Here is a 15802-nt window from a genome sequence, read left to right as displayed (position 1 = left end):
AAACTGGAACTCCTTGGTTGCGGTTCATACGCAAACCATTATAAAGACCGTGGCAGGTGAACGGCATAACGTCTTTCGGAGAAGGGAATGTCAAGCGCAAACTTAATATAGCGGCCGAATTTTTGCTATCCAAGCGAGCCATCGAACACGTTTTGAAACTTTGCTGCGGCGCGCGGGATGCCGGCGCGAGACTTTATCATAGGGTGACAATCAACGATGAGGAGCACATGCCTATGACAGACGAGCTGGACCCCCAGACTCAGCAGCATATTGATCATTCCGCAGACGTCGCCGACGACTGCAGCACTCCTACCTGCGTCGCCGCTTCCGTCGATGCATCCGCCGATGCATCCGCCGATGATGCGCACGCCGGTGCGGATAAGGCAACAGACACAGGCGATACTGTCGAGCATGACGAAGGCGAGCAACTGGAGTCGAACGACGCCGAGCCCGACGCGGACCCCGCGCCACAGGCGGCAGGCCCCATCGAGGTATCTTCGGAAGAAGAGCTCGATGCCGTCATGGACTCCATGATGGATGCCGTCAAAGCAATGAAAGACGCCGTGGCCGACGCCGATGTGGACGTCGAAGAAGAGAAGGCCGCCGAGGCCGCATCGACCTTCGTGCCTGGCGAGACCCCCGTTGCCGACCAAGGCAGCACCGTACCTTCGTTCTTACAGCTCGAGCACCCTACAATTGGCGCAGATGCAGTTGACCCGCACACTGCCGGCTTTTCCGTGATCGAGGGTGGCACCGGCAATATCGCCACGTCGCAGGCGCCCGATGCGGGTACGGCCGACGCCGGTCACCCGACCGCTCCACACGCCCCTGCAGCCAGCCGCGATCTGGGAACCGCCGTCTCAAATACAGCAAACGCCGTAGGCACTTTTATCGCCCAGGGCGCCTCTGCCATGCGCGAGATGAACGCCGCAAAGAAGGCGCTCGCGGACGCTCGTGCCCACCTGGCCGAACTTGATCAGCGCATCGCCGATCAAGGCGAGGAGCTCGAGACGCGCCAGGATATCGCAAGCCGCTACGGCCAAATCGTCGCCGAGCAGCGCCACGCTATCGACACGGCACAAAAGGCCGCCGCGGCGGCAGAAATCGACCGCGATACCCATGCCGCCAAGACAACAGAGCTCAAAGCGCAGCTCGAACAAATAAAAGAAGAGGACGACGCCACCGAGCGGCGTCTCAAAGCCGCACTCGATGCCGTCGAAGCGCGCGAAGCCAGCTCGCGCGAGACCGGTAACCGCCTCGTACGACGTCTCGAGGATTCCAAGCGCATCCGCGACAAGGTGAAGGCCGAGCGCGACGCCGGCGTTGCCGCAGCGCAGCAAACCGTCGACGCCACGCGTGCTCAACTCGAAACGTTGCGCCGTGAGTATGCCGAGCTGCAGCGCAATCCCTCGGCAAATCCCGCCAACTATACGGTGCGCACCAGCGAGCTTTCGATGCAGATCTCCGACACGGCTGATGCCCTGCGTAAAGCCGAGGAAGATGTCCCGCGCATCACCGCCGATCTTGAGCACTCGCTCGCAGCCGCCGAGCACGCCGTCGAGCAGGCGCAAGCCCCCATCGCCGACGCCAAGCGCGCCCATCAGGCCGTGACGGCCGAGGCCGATGCCGCGCGCGACGAGCTGCAGACCGCAAAAGCGGCCGCTGCAACGCGCCAGCGCGAATTACGCGAGAAGATCGTCACCGAGGACAAAGCGCGTCAAGAGCAAGAGCAGGCTATCGCCAATGCCCAGGCGGACGTCGCGCATGCGCAGTCGATCATCGAGCAGGCGACCGAGGTGCACAACCATCCCGAGATCACCGAATCGCTTGCGGGCTCCCTGGCTCGCGATAAGGACGAGCGTGCCGAAACCGAGCGCGAAGTGGCTCAGCTCGAAGCCGCCGAGAACGACGTGCGCGAGCGCACCCGCGACTCACGCGTCAAATTCACCGGCGCAATCGTCTGCATTGTCGCCGTAATCCTCGTGATCGTCCTAATCTGGCTGTTCGCGAGCAAGTAAACCAGCTGCCAAAAAACACTCACCGCAACGTTTTGATTGGTACAAAGGGGCCAGGCTACTTTGCACCAACTTGGTGCATATAAAGCAGTCCCCATTGCACCAACAACGTTTGCCCAGATAAAACCTGCCAAAATAAACCTGTCCCTTTTTGGCAGGTTGAACCACGGCAACGCCAATGTTTTGGCGAAGTCAGCGAAAACCCGCCAGAACGGCAATCTCTTGACAACCAAAGAAATGCCGATGTTTTGCCAGCGACAGCGAGCGGGTCGCATTTGAGGCAAGGTGACGTGAAACGAAAGGGCGCTGACCTTCTGGTCGCGCCCTTGAAGTTGAACGTCAGATTGTCCAAATGCGGCCCGCGCAGCGTCGAGCAGTTACGCGGTTCGTAGAACCGCGTAACTAACAAATGAGCATGGCGTCGCCAAAGCTGAAGAAGCGGTAGCGCTGCTCGATAGCGGCGGCATAGGCATCCATGATCTGATCGCGGGTGGCAAGTGCGCTCACGAGCATCATGAGTGTGGAGCGCGGAACATGGAAGTTGGTGATCAGCGCGTCGACCACGTGATAGGTCGAGCCGGGCATGAGGTAGAGCTGCGTTGTCGCGTTCTCGCGCGCCACGATGTCACCACGGCCGAGCGTGTCGGCCCCGTCCTTACGGCCCTCAAAATAGCGCGCCGTCACAGCCGGATCGGACACCGGCGCGTCCGCGTCAAACGCACTCTCGAGCGAGCGGACTGCGGTAGTACCGACAGCAATCACGCGATGCCCCTCGGCCTTAGCCTTATGCACGGCGTCGACAACCTCCTGCGACACGTGATAGCGCTCGGTGTGCATCACATGCTGCGTGGGGTCGTCCTCCTCCACCAGACGGAAGGTATCGATGCCCACCTCGAGCTCGACGGCGGCAAACTTTGCACCCTTGGCCTCGATAGCCGCCATGAGCTCGGGAGTAAAGTGCAGGCCCGCCGTGGGAGCGGCAGCTGAGTGCTCCTCCTTCATGGCGTAGACGGTCTGGTACTTCTCGGGATCGCCCTCGTAATCGGTAATGTAGGGCGGCAGCGGCACGTGGCCGGCAGCATGGATAGCCTCATCGAGCGTGCGCGGCTCGCCGGCGGCATTGCAACCGGCCGGCTCAAAACGCACCAGGCGGCCGCCGCGGCTATCGGTGACAAAGTCGACGACCTCGGCCGTCAGCACCACGGGAGCACCCTCGGGCGCATGGGCACCACCGGCGCGATACTCAATCTGAGCGCCGGGCTTTAGGCGCTTGCCCGGCTTGACCAAGCACTCCCAAACGTGACCCAGCGGATCCACGTCCTCGCGGCGCTTGAGCAGCAGCGTTTCGACCACGCCGCCCGAGCCGGCCTTGCGACCGATAAGACGGGCCGGCATCACGCGCGTCTGGTTGATGACGAGCACGTCACCCGGCTCGATATAGTCGATGATGTCGCGGAAGATGCGGTGCTCGACGGTGCCGCCATGCTCCAGCGGCATTCCCGCCTGGGAGCCCTTGCGATCCACCACCAGCAGGCGGCAGGAGTCGCGCGGCTCAGCAGGAGCCTGGGCAATCAGTTCCTCAGGAAGGTTGTAGTCAAAATCATCGGTACGCATAGACACGTCGAATACTCCTTATATAGCTAAAATCCGCTCTACATCCTAGCAGGCTGCCAGCCCAAAAGGACTACTTTTTGGACGCTTTGCGCTCGTCGCGGATGCGGGCGCGGTCCATGGCCGCCTCGACGGCCGAGAATCGGCAGCCGCAATAGTTCTGCCGATACATGCCCAGCTCGCGCGAACGGCGTGTCGCCTCGGGATAATACGGGCGAAAATCGCGAATGACCGGGGCGAGCCCATGTGCCGCCGCCAAGCGCTCAAGCACGTCATTGCAGGTTTCGAACAACTGATACGGCGAGACGGCGAGCGTCGTACCCACAAACTCAAACCCGCACTCCTGGGCCACACGGCATGCCTCGGCCAGGCGCAGGGCATAGCACGCACGACAGCGACGGGGTCGATCGGCGCCCAGCGGGGCCACGCCGGCCTCCCAGCGCTCGCGGTCCTCCCCCGCCTCGATAAGCTCGATGTCGCCATCGGCACACCACCGGCGCAGCTCGTCCAAACGGCGCTGCCATTCATCGCGCGGCTGAATATTGGGGTTGGTCCAGCAAATCGTGGGCTCAAACCCCTCCTCACGCAGCAGACGAACCGGCTCAAGCGAGCACGGCGCACAGCACGCGTGCAACAGCAACGGCTTCATGGACATCTCCTCCCAATCTTTGCCCAGGGTAGTCTTTTTGGGACGGGGCTATTTTGACTACTTTTGACGTAAAGCAGTCAAAAATACCCATCTCCAAAAAGTAGTCAAAATAGCCCCGTCCCAAAAAGACTACTGACCAAAAAAGCGCACGCCAAAGGACGTGTCCTCGCAGGCGACAATGCGGCGGTCGCGCAAAATGGTCCGCACGTAATACCAGTCGCCCACACAGCCCGACAAATGCAAGCCGGCTGCCAGGTAGCACAGCAGCGGATAGCCCGAAAACGCAAACCCCAGGGTAAACGCTGTCGTCACGACAACCGTCGGCGCCAGACAAACTGCCACGTACCGCCGGCGCGAATACACCACGCCCTCGGCGCAGGCGTAAATCATGCACGTCTCGAGGTTCGCCCCAAAGGTAACCTGCGCGCCCGCAGGAGCCAGCAGCTTAAAGAACACGCCGTGCACCAACTCGTGCACGGCAAATGACGCCGCCGAAACCGCTGCCAAGCCAACTATCCAGCCCAAGACGGCCGTCCAGCCACCCGCGTCAGCCGCATCCAAGTCCGCGGGCCCGCCCAGCAGCATAAACACCGGCACCAGGCACACGGCAAATGCGCCAAGCACGGCCATCCCCCACACAAAGCAAGCGTGCAGGAAATCCTCGTCTTCAAACGCATGTATGTTGGAAATCTCATTCATAGCATCTTAGGATAGCGCCCCTGCCACGTACCCGTCCGCATGTGCGATAATGTCGAACGATATGCACGAATTGACCACCGCGTCGCCAGGCCTTGCGCCCGGCCACGCTCTCACCATATGCGAAGGAGTCCCATGGCATCCAAATACTCCATGAACGACCGTCCCAGCTGGCCTCGCCGCGCCATCGTTACCGCCGGCGAGCCCTATGGCAACAAGGGTCTTCACTTTGGCCACGTTGGCGGCGTCTTTGTCCCGGCCGACTTCTTCGCCCGCTTCCTGCGCGACCGTCTGGGCCGCGAGAACGTCATCTTCACCTCGGGCACCGACTGCTACGGCTCGCCCATCATGGAGAGCTACCGCAAGCTCAAGGAGAACGAGGGCTACGATAAGTCCATTAGCGAGTATGTCGAGTCCAATCACTCCCGTCAGGCCGCGACCCTCAACAACTACAACATCAGCTGCGATATCTACGGCGGCTCGGGCCTTGAGCCGGCGGCGCAGATTCACAACAAGGTGACCGCCGAGATTATCGAGCGCCTGCACGAGCAGGGCACCATCTCCAAGCGCTCTACCCTTCAGTTCTACGACGCCAAGGCCGGCACGTTCCTCAACGGTCGCCAGGTCATCGGCCGCTGCCCCATCCAAGGTTGCAAGTCCGAGAAGGCTTATGCCGACGAGTGCGACCTGGGCCACCAGTTTGAGCCCGAGGAGCTCATCGCGCCCAAGAGCCAGCTCACCGGCGAGGTGCCCGAGCTGCGCCCGGTCGACAACCTCTACTTCGACCTGCCGGCCTACCTCGACTTTATGAAGACCTACACCGCCAAGCTCGCCCAGAACCCGCAGGTTCGCTCCGTGGTCTCCAAGACCATGGAAGAGTGGCTGCTGCCGGCACAACTCTACATCCAGAATAAGTTCCGCGAGGCATTCGATGCCGTCGAGGATCGGCTTCCCGAGCACACCGTGCTGGAGCCCGAGGGCAACAAGAGCAGCTTTACCGTCACCTTCCCCAGCTGGAAGGAGCGCGACGATGCCCACGCGGTGCTCGCCAACGGCGGCGTGCGCTTCCGTAGCGGCAAGGCGCTCGTGCCCTTCCGCATCACCGGCAACATCGACTGGGGCGTTCCGGTTCCCCAGGTCGATGGCGTCTCCGACGTCACCTGCTGGTGCTGGCCCGAGAGCCTGTGGGCGCCCATCAGCTACACCCGCACCGTGCTCGCCCGCGATGCCCGCGCCGCCGGCGTGACCGAAGGCGTCGCCGCCCAGGACGCCGCCCTTATGGGCGAGCCCGCCGCCGATTCCACCCAGGTCCCCGCACCCACCTACCAGCACAGCTCGCTCGACTGGCGCGACTGGTGGTGCTCTGACGACGCACAGATCTACCAGTTTATCGGTCAGGACAACATCTACTTCTACTGCATCGCGCAGACCGCCATGTGGGAGGCCCTGGGTTGGAACCTCACGCAGAGCACCGTCAGCGCCTGCTATCACCTGCTCTACATGGGAAAAAAGGCAAGCTCGTCCTCACAGACGCCTCCCCCGCCGGCAGACGACCTGCTCAACCACTACACCTGCGAGCAGATGCGCGCGCATTGGCTGTCGCTCGGCCTGTCCGAGAAGCCGGTGAGCTTTAGCCCCAAGGCATACGACACGCGTGTGACCGGCAAGGACAAGGACGGCAACGAGGTACGCGCCTGCGACGACAAGCGCGTTATCGACCCGGCCCTTAAGGAGAGCGCGCTTTTGACCGGCGTGTTCAACCGCCTGGCCCGCAGCTGCTTCTACGGCGTCGCCGTCAAGGAGGGCGACGAGAGCCCCTACCGCAACGGCTGCATCCCCGCCGGTGCCGCCTCCGCCACCGTGGTCGAAGCCGCCGAGCAGGCAGCTCTCGCCTTTGAGCAGGCCATGTACAAGTTCGAGACGCACCGCGCGCTCGCCGTGTGCGACGACTACCTGCGTGCCGCCAACAAGCGCTGGAGCGACGCCTCCAAGGCTGCCAACAAGCTCGAGGGTAGCGAGGCAAACGCCGCAATGACGCAGGCACTGGTCGACGCCTTTACCGAGCTGCGCGTGGCGACCGTGCTCATGCACGGTATTGTGCCGGCCGGCTGCGAGCTCATCTGCGAGTACTTCGACGTCGATCCGGTCGCCTTCTTTAGCTGGGACAACATCTTTGCCTCCACGGATGAGTTTGTGGAGAGCCTGGGCGAGAAGCCCGGCGAGCACCGCGTAAAGCCGCTGCCCCCGCGCTTCGACTTCTTTAGCAAGCACGAGAGCCAGTACTAGACAAACGCCAAGGCAGACTAGTCAATTTGGGACGGGGCTATTTTAGCTACCCCGTCCCAAATTTAACTGCAACGCCTGCCGAAACGGACGGGCAGCTAAAATAGCCCCGTCCCAAATTGACTACTTTTAATGGAATGGGAAGGAAAGACGGATGTCCAAGCCGCGTCGTCGTAAGCAGAAAAAGCAGGTTAAGCCCGAGCTCAAGCTTAGGCAGTTTGCCGCTACCGAGCTTTCCGACCAGCTTGCCGCCCAACACTCCGCCGCCGACCTGCCGCGCTTTCTGGTCGACACGGTCGCCGGCGCCTATGCGCCTGCCGATGCCGAGCTCATGATCGAGGGCTTTGGCGCCGCAGCCACGCGACCGGTCACGCTGCGCGCCAACACGCTCAAGGCGACCGCCGAGGACATCGCCGCCGCGCTCGACGCAGCCGGCATCGCCCACCAAACCGTTGCCTGGTACCCGGACGCTTTCATCCTGCCCGAGGCCCAGGTATCCGATCTGTGGGATCTCGACATCTACCGCAACGGCATGATCTACCTGCAGAGCCTGTCGTCCATGATGCCTCCTTTGGTGCTGGGCGCTCAGGCCGGCGAGGATATCCTGGACATGTGCGCGGCCCCCGGCGGCAAGACGACGCAGATCGCCGCCCTTACCCAGGGACAGGCGCACCTCACCGCCTGCGAGATGAGCATTCCCCGCGCCGAAAAGCTCGAGGCCAACTTGGGCCGCCAGGGCGCCAAAAACGTGCCCGTCATGCGCATCGACGCACGCGAGCTCGACGAATTCTTCCGCTTTGACCGCATCCTGCTCGACGCCCCCTGCACCGGCACGGGCACTGTCATCAGCGGCAACGAGAAAAGCCTGCGCGGCCTGACCGAGCAGCTGCTCTGCAAGTGCGCCCGCTCGCAGCGCGCGCTTCTGGACCGCGCCATGGGCGCCCTCAAGCCGGGCGGCACGCTCGTCTATTCGACTTGTTCGATCTTGCCGCAGGAAAACGAGGACGCCCTGCAAGAGGCCCTCGACAAACACATGGACTGCGAGCTCATCCCCCTCGACGGCACGCCGAGCGAAAGCGAAACGCGCCGTGCTCAGGAAGCTGGCGAAGAGCCACGCGTCGAGAGCAACGTCCTCACCGAGGCCATCGCCACCGGCCACGTCTCGACCGTCGCCAACGGCATGCCTGGCACGCTGACCATCCCGCCCAGCCGCGACTTTGAGGGCTTCTACATCGCTCTGATCCGAAAACGCAGTTAGCGCACGGACCAACTCAACTAGCTATCTCCGTGCGCGCTTGTCCTGCTGGTCCTTATGCCGCGCAAGCGCTTCACGCTCCTTGCGCTCGGCCTTTTTGCCCTTAATGGCCGTAACCACAAAGTAGATGACCGCGGCGGCTACGATTGCGCCCACGCATAGGCCAATCGAGCCCAATAATGTCGAGATTTCCATACCGCGTCACCTCTCTTTTGTATACGGGACATCCAAGATAGCACCTCAAAACCTGCCACCACAGCTCCTTCACGTTCGCCGGCCCTTCGGTCTAACGGATAGCGCGGCGGGGAAAAATCAACTCGTCAAACGTTTTAGCAACGTAGCGCCGGTCGCACGCTGCCGACCGCACATTATAGAAACGGACCGCAATGGATTCTCTCAACGATTTGAACGAGCGTGTTGACGCTTTTGTCGCCACCAGCTCCTTCGACACGCCCGCCGCGACGAACGACCAAGCCCCCATCGATGTTCCCGCCGAGGTTCACGAGGACATCGTCGCCTCGGTCGATTTCTCAGAGGTTGAGCTTGCGGACGAATTTACCGAGCCCCAGGTGGCCGTAACCCCCAGCGGCCTCTTGCCCATGGAGCCGCTGCCCATCGACGGGCGCCTGCGCAAGGCGGCCCTCCGCATGCCCGATGAGATCGAGGAGGCCAGCGGCTTTACGCTCTTTGGACGCCGCATCAAATCGCTCATCTACACCACCGACGTGGCGGTCATCCGCAACTCCAATGCCGACGCCGTGTTTGCCGTCTACCCCTTCACGCCGCAGCCCGCCATTACGCAGGCGCTGCTGACTGTTGCCGAGTGCCCGGTCTTTGTGGGCGTTGGCGGCGGTACCACCACCGGTAAGCGCTCCGTGCAGATGGCGGCCGTCTCCGAGATGCAAGGCGCGGCGGGCTGCGTGGTCAACTCCCCCGCTACCGCCGAGATGGTCGAGCACATCACCAACATCGCCGACATCCCCGTCATCGCCACGGTCGTTCGCTGCGATGACGATGCCCACGCCAAGGTGCGCGCCGGGGCCAAGATCCTCAACATCGCCGCCGGCAAAAACACACCCCAGGTCCTACGCGAGCTGCGAGAGCACTATCCCAGCCTGCCGCTCATCGCACCGGGTGGCAAGACGCCCGAGAGCATCCGCGAAACCATCGCCGCCGGCGCCAACGCTATCATCTGGACGCCGCCTTCGGCCCAGCAGCTGCAAACCGACATGATGGAGCGCTACCGCAAGATGAAGGAAGACGCCACGCCTGTCATCTCGCGCGACGATGTGCCCATTATCGACCAGGTCGCCGCCGCCGAGGTCAGCCAGGTCGAGAACATGAATCCCGACGTGCCGATTCCCGACGAGGTCATCGAACGCGTCGCCTCGATCCACGATCATATCGAGGAGCGTCGTGCCAACCGCGGACTCAAGCCCTCGCTACACGGTTTCTTCTTCCGCGGAAAGAAACGCTAGCAAAACATCTTGGCCCGCCCCGCAAACAACGGGACGGGCCTTTTTCTGTTATCAAATGTCAGGAGGACAGGCGTAGCCGTTAAAACCGTCAGCCAGCCCACAAACGTTAGTCCACGCGCTTGTCGCCCATAAAGAAGAGCGCCACCGTACCAGGTCCGGTATGCGAGCCAATCAGAGCACCGATGTCATTAATCTCAATCTTACCTTTAAGCTGCGGAACCTGTTCCTCGATCAGCGCCGCAACTGCCTCGGCATCCTCGCGACACGCCGAGTGCGACATGATGCACTTACCCGAATAATCCGCACCGCCCTGCACGTGTGCCATCATGGTCTTAGCCATCTCGGAAATCGCACGCTTCTTGGTGCGAATCTTCTCACGCGGCGCCAGCTCACCTTCGCAATCGACCGTCATAAGCGGGCAAATCTTGAGTGCCGTGCCGATAATCGCGCTCGCAGCCGAAATGCGACCGCCGCGCAGGTAGCTCGACAGATCGGTCGAGAAGAACCAGTGGTGAAGGTTGAGTTTATGCTCCTCAATCCAAGCGGCCGTCTCGTCGAGCGAAGCGCCGCCATCGCGAACGTCGGCGGCACATTCCGCCAGCAGGCCAAGGCCCGAAGACGCCGCCAGCGAATCGATGACGCGCACCTTGCCGCCCTGGGGATAGCGATCCGCGAGCATCTGCGCCGCAACGCAGGCCGATCCATACGTGCCCGAAATACCCGACGATAACGTCAGGTGCAGCACGTCTTTACCCTCGACAATAAACGGCTCCCAAAACTCCTCGTACTCACCCACGCTCACCTGAGACGTCTTGGGCATGGCGCCCGCGGCAATCTGAGCAAAAAACTCGTCCGGCGTAATCGACTGATACAGATCATCCGTATAGACAACATCGTCGATCTCGTAATGAAAACACGCGACAGGAATATTGCGCGACGCAAAGAACTCACGGGTTCGATCGGCGGCGGATTCACAGGTCAGGACAAAATCACTCATATGAGGCTCCTCACTCATTGCTGCGCAAATTATCGCACAGCAAGCGGGAATACGGTACAAATGCCCGTTATTTACCAAATTGAACCAAAGGTAGTGAACATCTTTACCGTCATCATCTCTAGCGATCCCGGAGGTATGCGCCTGCAAAAATGACCCTACGTCTCCACTCAACCGCCATATCTACCTTGACTAAATCGATTTAGCAAACCGTTCGGCCAACAATTCAATCTCCTAACCCCAATCGAAACAAAAGCAGCGCATACTGATAAACGTTTGGCGCTGTTTATCAGTTTTACCAACCACATCGGAAGGTGTTTCATGGTCGCATTCGATCGCAATCCGCAAGACTTCAAGTATCTGCGCCTGCTGTCGAGACAATTCCCCACCGAGCAATCCGCATTCACCGAGATCATCAACCTCTCGGCCATCCTCAACCTGCCCAAGGGCACCGAGCATTTTATGAGCGATGTGCATGGCGAGTACGAAGCCTTTATGCACATCCTCAACAACTGCTCGGGCGTCGTGCGCGAGCATGTCGACGAAATCTTTGGCGACACGCTCTCCTTTAACGAAAAGGGCGAGCTGTGCACGCTCATCTACTACCCGCGCGAGAAGATCGACCTGGTCCGCAGCCGGCACGAGGACTCGCCCACCTGGTACAAGACCATGCTCAACCAGCTCATTGTGGTTGCCCGCTCGCTTTCGAGCCGCTACACCCGCTCCAAGGTACGTAAGGCCATCCCGCGCGATTACGCCTACATCATCGACGAGCTGCTGCACACGCATCCGGACGAGAACAACTACCGCGTTCGTTATCACGAGCGCATTATCGAATCCATCTTGGAGACCGCCAGCGCCGACGACTTTATCGAGTCGCTCGCCTCGCTCATCAAGCGCCTCGCCGTGGACCACCTGCACTTGGTGGGCGACATCTTCGACCGCGGCGGCGGCGCGGCCAAGATTATGGACCGCCTGCTCACCTATCATTCGCTCGATATTCAGTGGGGCAACCACGATCTGCTGTGGATGGGCGCCGCTGCCGGCGAGCCCGCCTGCATCGCCACGGTGCTACGCAACAACCTGCGCTACGACAACTACGAGATTCTTGAGAACGACTACGGCATCTCGCTGCGCGAGCTTGTCGCCTTTGCCAACGCTACCTATACCGCCGGCGAGCCCATCAGCCCGCTCATCAAAGCCATCAACGTTCTGCTCTTTAAGCTCGAGGGCCAGATTATCCAGCGCCACCCCGAGTTCGACATGGCCGACCGTCTACTGCTCGACAAGGTCGATCACGACACCGGCACGGTCGCCCTCGCCGACGGCAGTGTGTGGCCGCTCACGACTAACGACTTCCCCACCGTCAATCCGGCAGACCCCTACACGCTCACGCCCGAGGAACAGCACATCATAGACAAGCTCGTGTCCGAGTTTGTCACCGCCGATCATCTGCATCGCCACATCGATTTCCTCTATACCCACGGCTCCATGTATAAGGTCGCCAACGGCAATCTGCTGTTCCACGGCTGCGTACCGCTCAATGAAGACGGCACCTTTAGCAGCATGAACTGCCTGGGTACCTGGCACGCCGGCCGCGATTATTTTGATTTTTGCGACTATATCGCCCGTCGCGCCTGGCGCGTCGGCGACCGCGATGCCCTCGACTGGATGTGGTACCTGTGGATCGGCTTTAACTCACCCGCCAGCGGACGCGTGGTGCGCACCTTCGAGCGCGCCTACATTGCCGACAAGAGCACGTGGGTCGAGCCGATGGACCCGTACTACACGCTCACCACGTCCTCGTCCGTTTGCGACGACATCATGCGCGAGTTTGGCGTCGCCCCCATGGCCTGCTCGCCGACGGGCCATATCATCAACGGCCATACGCCCGTCAAGACCACCAAGGGCGAGCAGCCCATCCGTGCCAACGGAAAGTTGCTGGTAATCGACGGCGGTTTCTGTCGCGCCTACCACCCCAAAACGGGCATCGCCGGTTACACGCTCATCTCGAGCTCGCGCGGATGCCGCCTCAAGTCGCACCAGGCCTTTACCAGCGTTGCCGAGGCGCTCACCCGCAACATCGATATCGAGAGCGAGACCAACCGCTTTGACGAGGCCGACCGGCGCCGCATGGTGAGCGACACCGATACCGGCGTCAAGATTCGCAGTCAGATCCAAGACCTGCGCCAGCTCCTCGATGCATATAGAAACGGTGCTATCGAGGAGCGCGCCTAGCCCCGCCTGCGGGGATTGGTTAAACTTGCTGGGTTTGTCATCCCCGCGGCGCCCCGGCGCCACCCTAAGGCAGGTACCATGCAAAAGCTCCTTGCGCAGATCATAAAGTTTGGCGTCGTCGGCGTCGTTGCCACCGTCATCGACTTTGGCATCATGAATCTGCTCCACTACGGCCTGGGCCTCAACATCTTGATCGCCAACACCAGCGGTTTTATCGTCTCGCTCATCTTTAACTACGTCGCGAGCATGAAGTACGTGTTTGCACACAAGGAAGGCATGAGCCGCCGCCGCGAGTTCATCATCTTTGTCGTGCTATCCGTTATTGGCCTGGCGCTCAACGACGGCATCGTGCTTGTCCTCAACGCCGGCCTGGGCCTCGAGGCCAATATCGCCAAGATTTGCGCTACCGCACTCGTCATGGTCTACAACTTTGTAACGCGAAAGATCTTCCTAGAGGGCGAGCAGACCAAATAGGTCGGCTTCCTCGTTGCACCACAGGGACCTGCGGATGACGCGCGTCAGGCGCAGCGTTGCCTGAGCCTTGCTCGTTTACGGGAAGATTTGCAGCGTTTGCGGATTACCTCTTGAATATTTGGCGAGTTCGTATAGTTCTTGCCAAAGACCTTACGTTTGCCATGCAAAAGCTCTAAAGTATCTCGTTGCTCGATTCATCAACGCATTGGATGTGATTACGTGCGCAACGCGCTGGCACAACCTCATACCAAGCAGTTCCTCAAGTTCGCTGTCGTGGGCCTTATCTCCTTTGGCGTCGACTGGGGCATGCTTATTGCGCTCGTCGAGCTGTTCCACCTCGACTTTTTGATGAGCACGACGGTCTCGTTTACCACGTCCGTCGTGGTTAACTACTGGCTCAGCATGAAGTACGTGTTCGACCATCGCGAGGGCATGAGCCGTAAGCGCGAGTTCACGATCTTTACCATCCTGTCGGTGATCGGTCTGGGCCTCAACGACCTGTACATGTTTGTGGGCGTCACGTTTTTGAGCATCGGCTACCAGGCCATGAAGGCCATCGCCACGTTCCTGGTCACCTGGTACAACTACTTTAGCCGTCGCTTTTTCCTCGAAGGCGCACGGTCGTAGACGGCCAAACATACCCTTGCATTCGCAACCGGTTGGAATTCCCATTCCAGCCGGTTTTTTGTTTGCAGAGTCTGCCGAGGAAGGCGGGCTACGGTGCATGAATGGGACGCAGTTTCCCCATGAACGCCGTTCCGGAAAGTGTATCCCAGATTGCAGCCTCAGAATGGGATGCAGCTTCCGCAACGCCGTCCTAGCGGAAATTGCGTCCCGGAATCAGTCAACAGAACGGGACGCAGTTTCCAGATGAGCCCCCATGCGGAAAATCCATCCCGGAATGAGCCCCCAGAGCGGGACACGCTTTCCGAAACCCGCCCCATCGGGAAACCGTATCCCGGTCTGAGCGCGGATTCCGGGACGCAGTTTCCCGCGGACGCCAAAACGGAAAGCGCATCCCGTTATCGATGTCTAGAACGAGATGCGCTTTCCCAATGGATGCTGATGCGGAAACTGTGTCCCGGAATTCACCTTCAGGGTGGGATGTGATTTCCGGTTGAGCCTCGATTGGGAAACGACGTCCCATTCGCATAAAAGCGGGCGGCTCGGATGTTGGTCCGAACCGCCCGTTTGGCGTGTTATGTCGAGGCATTTAGCCCGTTACGTAATACCAGACCACGCTGTCGCCATTGGAGAGAACGTAGTTGCTGCACGCCGTGTTGGGCGTTACGCCGTTGACAGAGTACATCCAGCCGCTTGTACCACCGTGCTCCTTCTCGGCCAAACCACCGATAGCGGCGACATACGTGCCGTACGATGAGCCGTGCGCATTGACGGAAAGGCCCAGTGCACACAAAGCATCGTAGGGGGTAGCGCCCTCGTTGAAGGTGAACGTACCGCCAGAAGACACCGGGTTACCCACGGCACTCGACGTCACAGAGACCGTCACAGTAATGTAGCCAGGCTGCTGCGAGCCGCCCTGATTGCCAGCAGAGGCGCTGTCGCCGTTGGATACAGACCCACCGTCAGACACCGAGCCGCCGCCCGAAGAGGAGCCGTTTGAAGAACTCGATCCACCAGCGGATTCGGAGCCCTGTCCGGCAGACGCGTTGTTGGACTTCTTGCCGCCCTTGCCTTCGGACTTCTTCTCTTTCGAATCCTTGTCAGACTTCTCGTCCGAAGACTCGGAAGCGTCCTTGGAATCCGATTCATTCGAGTTCTTGGACTCGGAGTCCACAGCGTCAGAAGACGAGGAGCCCACTGTCTCCGTCTTGCGAGAGGCGATAGAGCCAGAGTCGGCAACGCTCCTCCCCGCCACGGCCCGAGCGATCCAATCGATGGACCAGGCACCGCTGGCGGAAGGGTGAACAAAGCCCAGCGAGACGACAATCAGCGCGATGCAGACGGCCGTCAGAGAGCCAAGTAGCGCCTTGCGCCGAGGGGCGGACACCGCCGAAGCGGCGCCCTTTTGCTTAGCATCGTCGAGCTGAATGAACGACGAGTCGGGTTGCTTGGAGTCGGCATCCTGAGGTTTATTGGACACGGCTC

Annotated in this window: 13 protein-coding genes; 7 read left to right on the top strand and 6 right to left on the bottom strand. The window is 60.7% G+C overall.

Annotated elements, in window-relative coordinates:
- Nucleotides 1–233 precede the first annotated feature (233 nt).
- The gene (locus tag ACTNB2_RS02345) at nucleotides 234–2018 is read left to right on the top strand and encodes a hypothetical protein (RefSeq protein ID WP_441044678.1); all 1785 of its coding nucleotides are present in this window, start codon (nucleotides 234–236) and stop codon (nucleotides 2016–2018) included.
- Between the two features lie 399 nt (nucleotides 2019–2417).
- On the opposite strand, the gene queA is transcribed toward ACTNB2_RS02345, so the two are convergent.
- The 3 genes from queA to ACTNB2_RS02330 all read right to left on the bottom strand — a co-directional run bounded on the left by queA (nucleotide 2418) and on the right by ACTNB2_RS02330 (nucleotide 4974).
- The gene (queA, locus tag ACTNB2_RS02340) at nucleotides 2418–3629 is read right to left on the bottom strand and encodes a tRNA preQ1(34) S-adenosylmethionine ribosyltransferase-isomerase QueA (RefSeq protein WP_441042001.1); all 1212 of its coding nucleotides are present in this window, start codon (nucleotides 3627–3629) and stop codon (nucleotides 2418–2420) included.
- 70 nt (nucleotides 3630–3699) lie between these two features.
- Nucleotides 3700–4275, bottom strand: coding sequence for an epoxyqueuosine reductase QueH (locus ACTNB2_RS02335; protein ID WP_441041946.1), 576 nt, complete (start codon nucleotides 4273–4275; stop codon nucleotides 3700–3702).
- A 129-nt stretch (nucleotides 4276–4404) separates the two neighbouring features.
- On the bottom strand, nucleotides 4405–4974 hold the full coding sequence (locus tag ACTNB2_RS02330; protein ID WP_441041944.1) for a DUF3267 domain-containing protein: 570 nt from the start codon (nucleotides 4972–4974) through the stop codon (nucleotides 4405–4407).
- 132 nt (nucleotides 4975–5106) lie between these two features.
- Here ACTNB2_RS02330 and ACTNB2_RS02325 point away from each other — a divergent pair, with 132 nt between their 5' ends.
- A complete protein-coding gene (locus ACTNB2_RS02325) occupies nucleotides 5107–7257 on the top strand; it encodes a methionine--tRNA ligase (RefSeq protein WP_441041942.1) in 2151 nt (716 codons plus the stop codon).
- A gap of 151 nt (nucleotides 7258–7408) precedes the next feature.
- Nucleotides 7409–8512, top strand: a complete 1104-nt coding sequence (locus tag ACTNB2_RS02320; protein ID WP_441041940.1) for an RsmB/NOP family class I SAM-dependent RNA methyltransferase — start codon at nucleotides 7409–7411, stop codon at nucleotides 8510–8512.
- 21 nt (nucleotides 8513–8533) lie between these two features.
- Here ACTNB2_RS02320 and ACTNB2_RS02315 read toward each other — a convergent pair whose 3' ends face one another.
- Nucleotides 8534–8704 carry a hypothetical protein gene (locus tag ACTNB2_RS02315; protein WP_441041938.1) on the bottom strand — a complete coding sequence of 57 codons (171 nt, stop codon included), beginning with the start codon at nucleotides 8702–8704 and terminating at the stop codon, nucleotides 8534–8536.
- Nucleotides 8705–8895: 191 nt separating this feature from the next.
- Here ACTNB2_RS02315 and ACTNB2_RS02310 point away from each other — a divergent pair, with 191 nt between their 5' ends.
- A complete protein-coding gene (locus ACTNB2_RS02310; protein WP_427728970.1) occupies nucleotides 8896–9987 on the top strand; it encodes a hypothetical protein in 1092 nt (363 codons plus the stop codon).
- A gap of 106 nt (nucleotides 9988–10093) precedes the next feature.
- Here ACTNB2_RS02310 and ACTNB2_RS02305 read toward each other — a convergent pair whose 3' ends face one another.
- Nucleotides 10094–10984, bottom strand: a complete 891-nt coding sequence (locus tag ACTNB2_RS02305) for a DegV family protein (RefSeq protein WP_441041936.1) — start codon at nucleotides 10982–10984, stop codon at nucleotides 10094–10096.
- A 318-nt stretch (nucleotides 10985–11302) separates the two neighbouring features.
- Here ACTNB2_RS02305 and ACTNB2_RS02300 point away from each other — a divergent pair, with 318 nt between their 5' ends.
- The 3 genes from ACTNB2_RS02300 to ACTNB2_RS02290 all read left to right on the top strand — a co-directional run bounded on the left by ACTNB2_RS02300 (nucleotide 11303) and on the right by ACTNB2_RS02290 (nucleotide 14320).
- Nucleotides 11303–13219 carry a fructose-1,6-bisphosphatase gene (locus ACTNB2_RS02300; RefSeq protein WP_441041934.1) on the top strand — a complete coding sequence of 639 codons (1917 nt, stop codon included), beginning with the start codon at nucleotides 11303–11305 and terminating at the stop codon, nucleotides 13217–13219.
- A gap of 78 nt (nucleotides 13220–13297) precedes the next feature.
- Nucleotides 13298–13693, top strand: a complete 396-nt coding sequence (locus ACTNB2_RS02295) for a GtrA family protein (protein WP_441041932.1) — start codon at nucleotides 13298–13300, stop codon at nucleotides 13691–13693.
- A 219-nt stretch (nucleotides 13694–13912) separates the two neighbouring features.
- Entirely contained in the window at nucleotides 13913–14320 is a 408-nt protein-coding gene (locus ACTNB2_RS02290) for a GtrA family protein (protein WP_370450581.1), read from the top strand.
- A gap of 586 nt (nucleotides 14321–14906) precedes the next feature.
- On the opposite strand, the gene ACTNB2_RS02285 is transcribed toward ACTNB2_RS02290, so the two are convergent.
- On the bottom strand, nucleotides 14907–15797 hold the full coding sequence (locus ACTNB2_RS02285; protein ID WP_441041930.1) for a DUF4430 domain-containing protein: 891 nt from the start codon (nucleotides 15795–15797) through the stop codon (nucleotides 14907–14909).
- Nucleotides 15798–15802 lie beyond the last annotated feature (5 nt).

This window comes from Collinsella sp. HCP28S3_G2 (genome assembly GCF_052065125.1).
Classification (GTDB): Bacteria; Actinomycetota; Coriobacteriia; order Coriobacteriales; family Coriobacteriaceae; genus Collinsella.
This window is presented reverse-complemented; position numbering and strand designations above follow the sequence as displayed.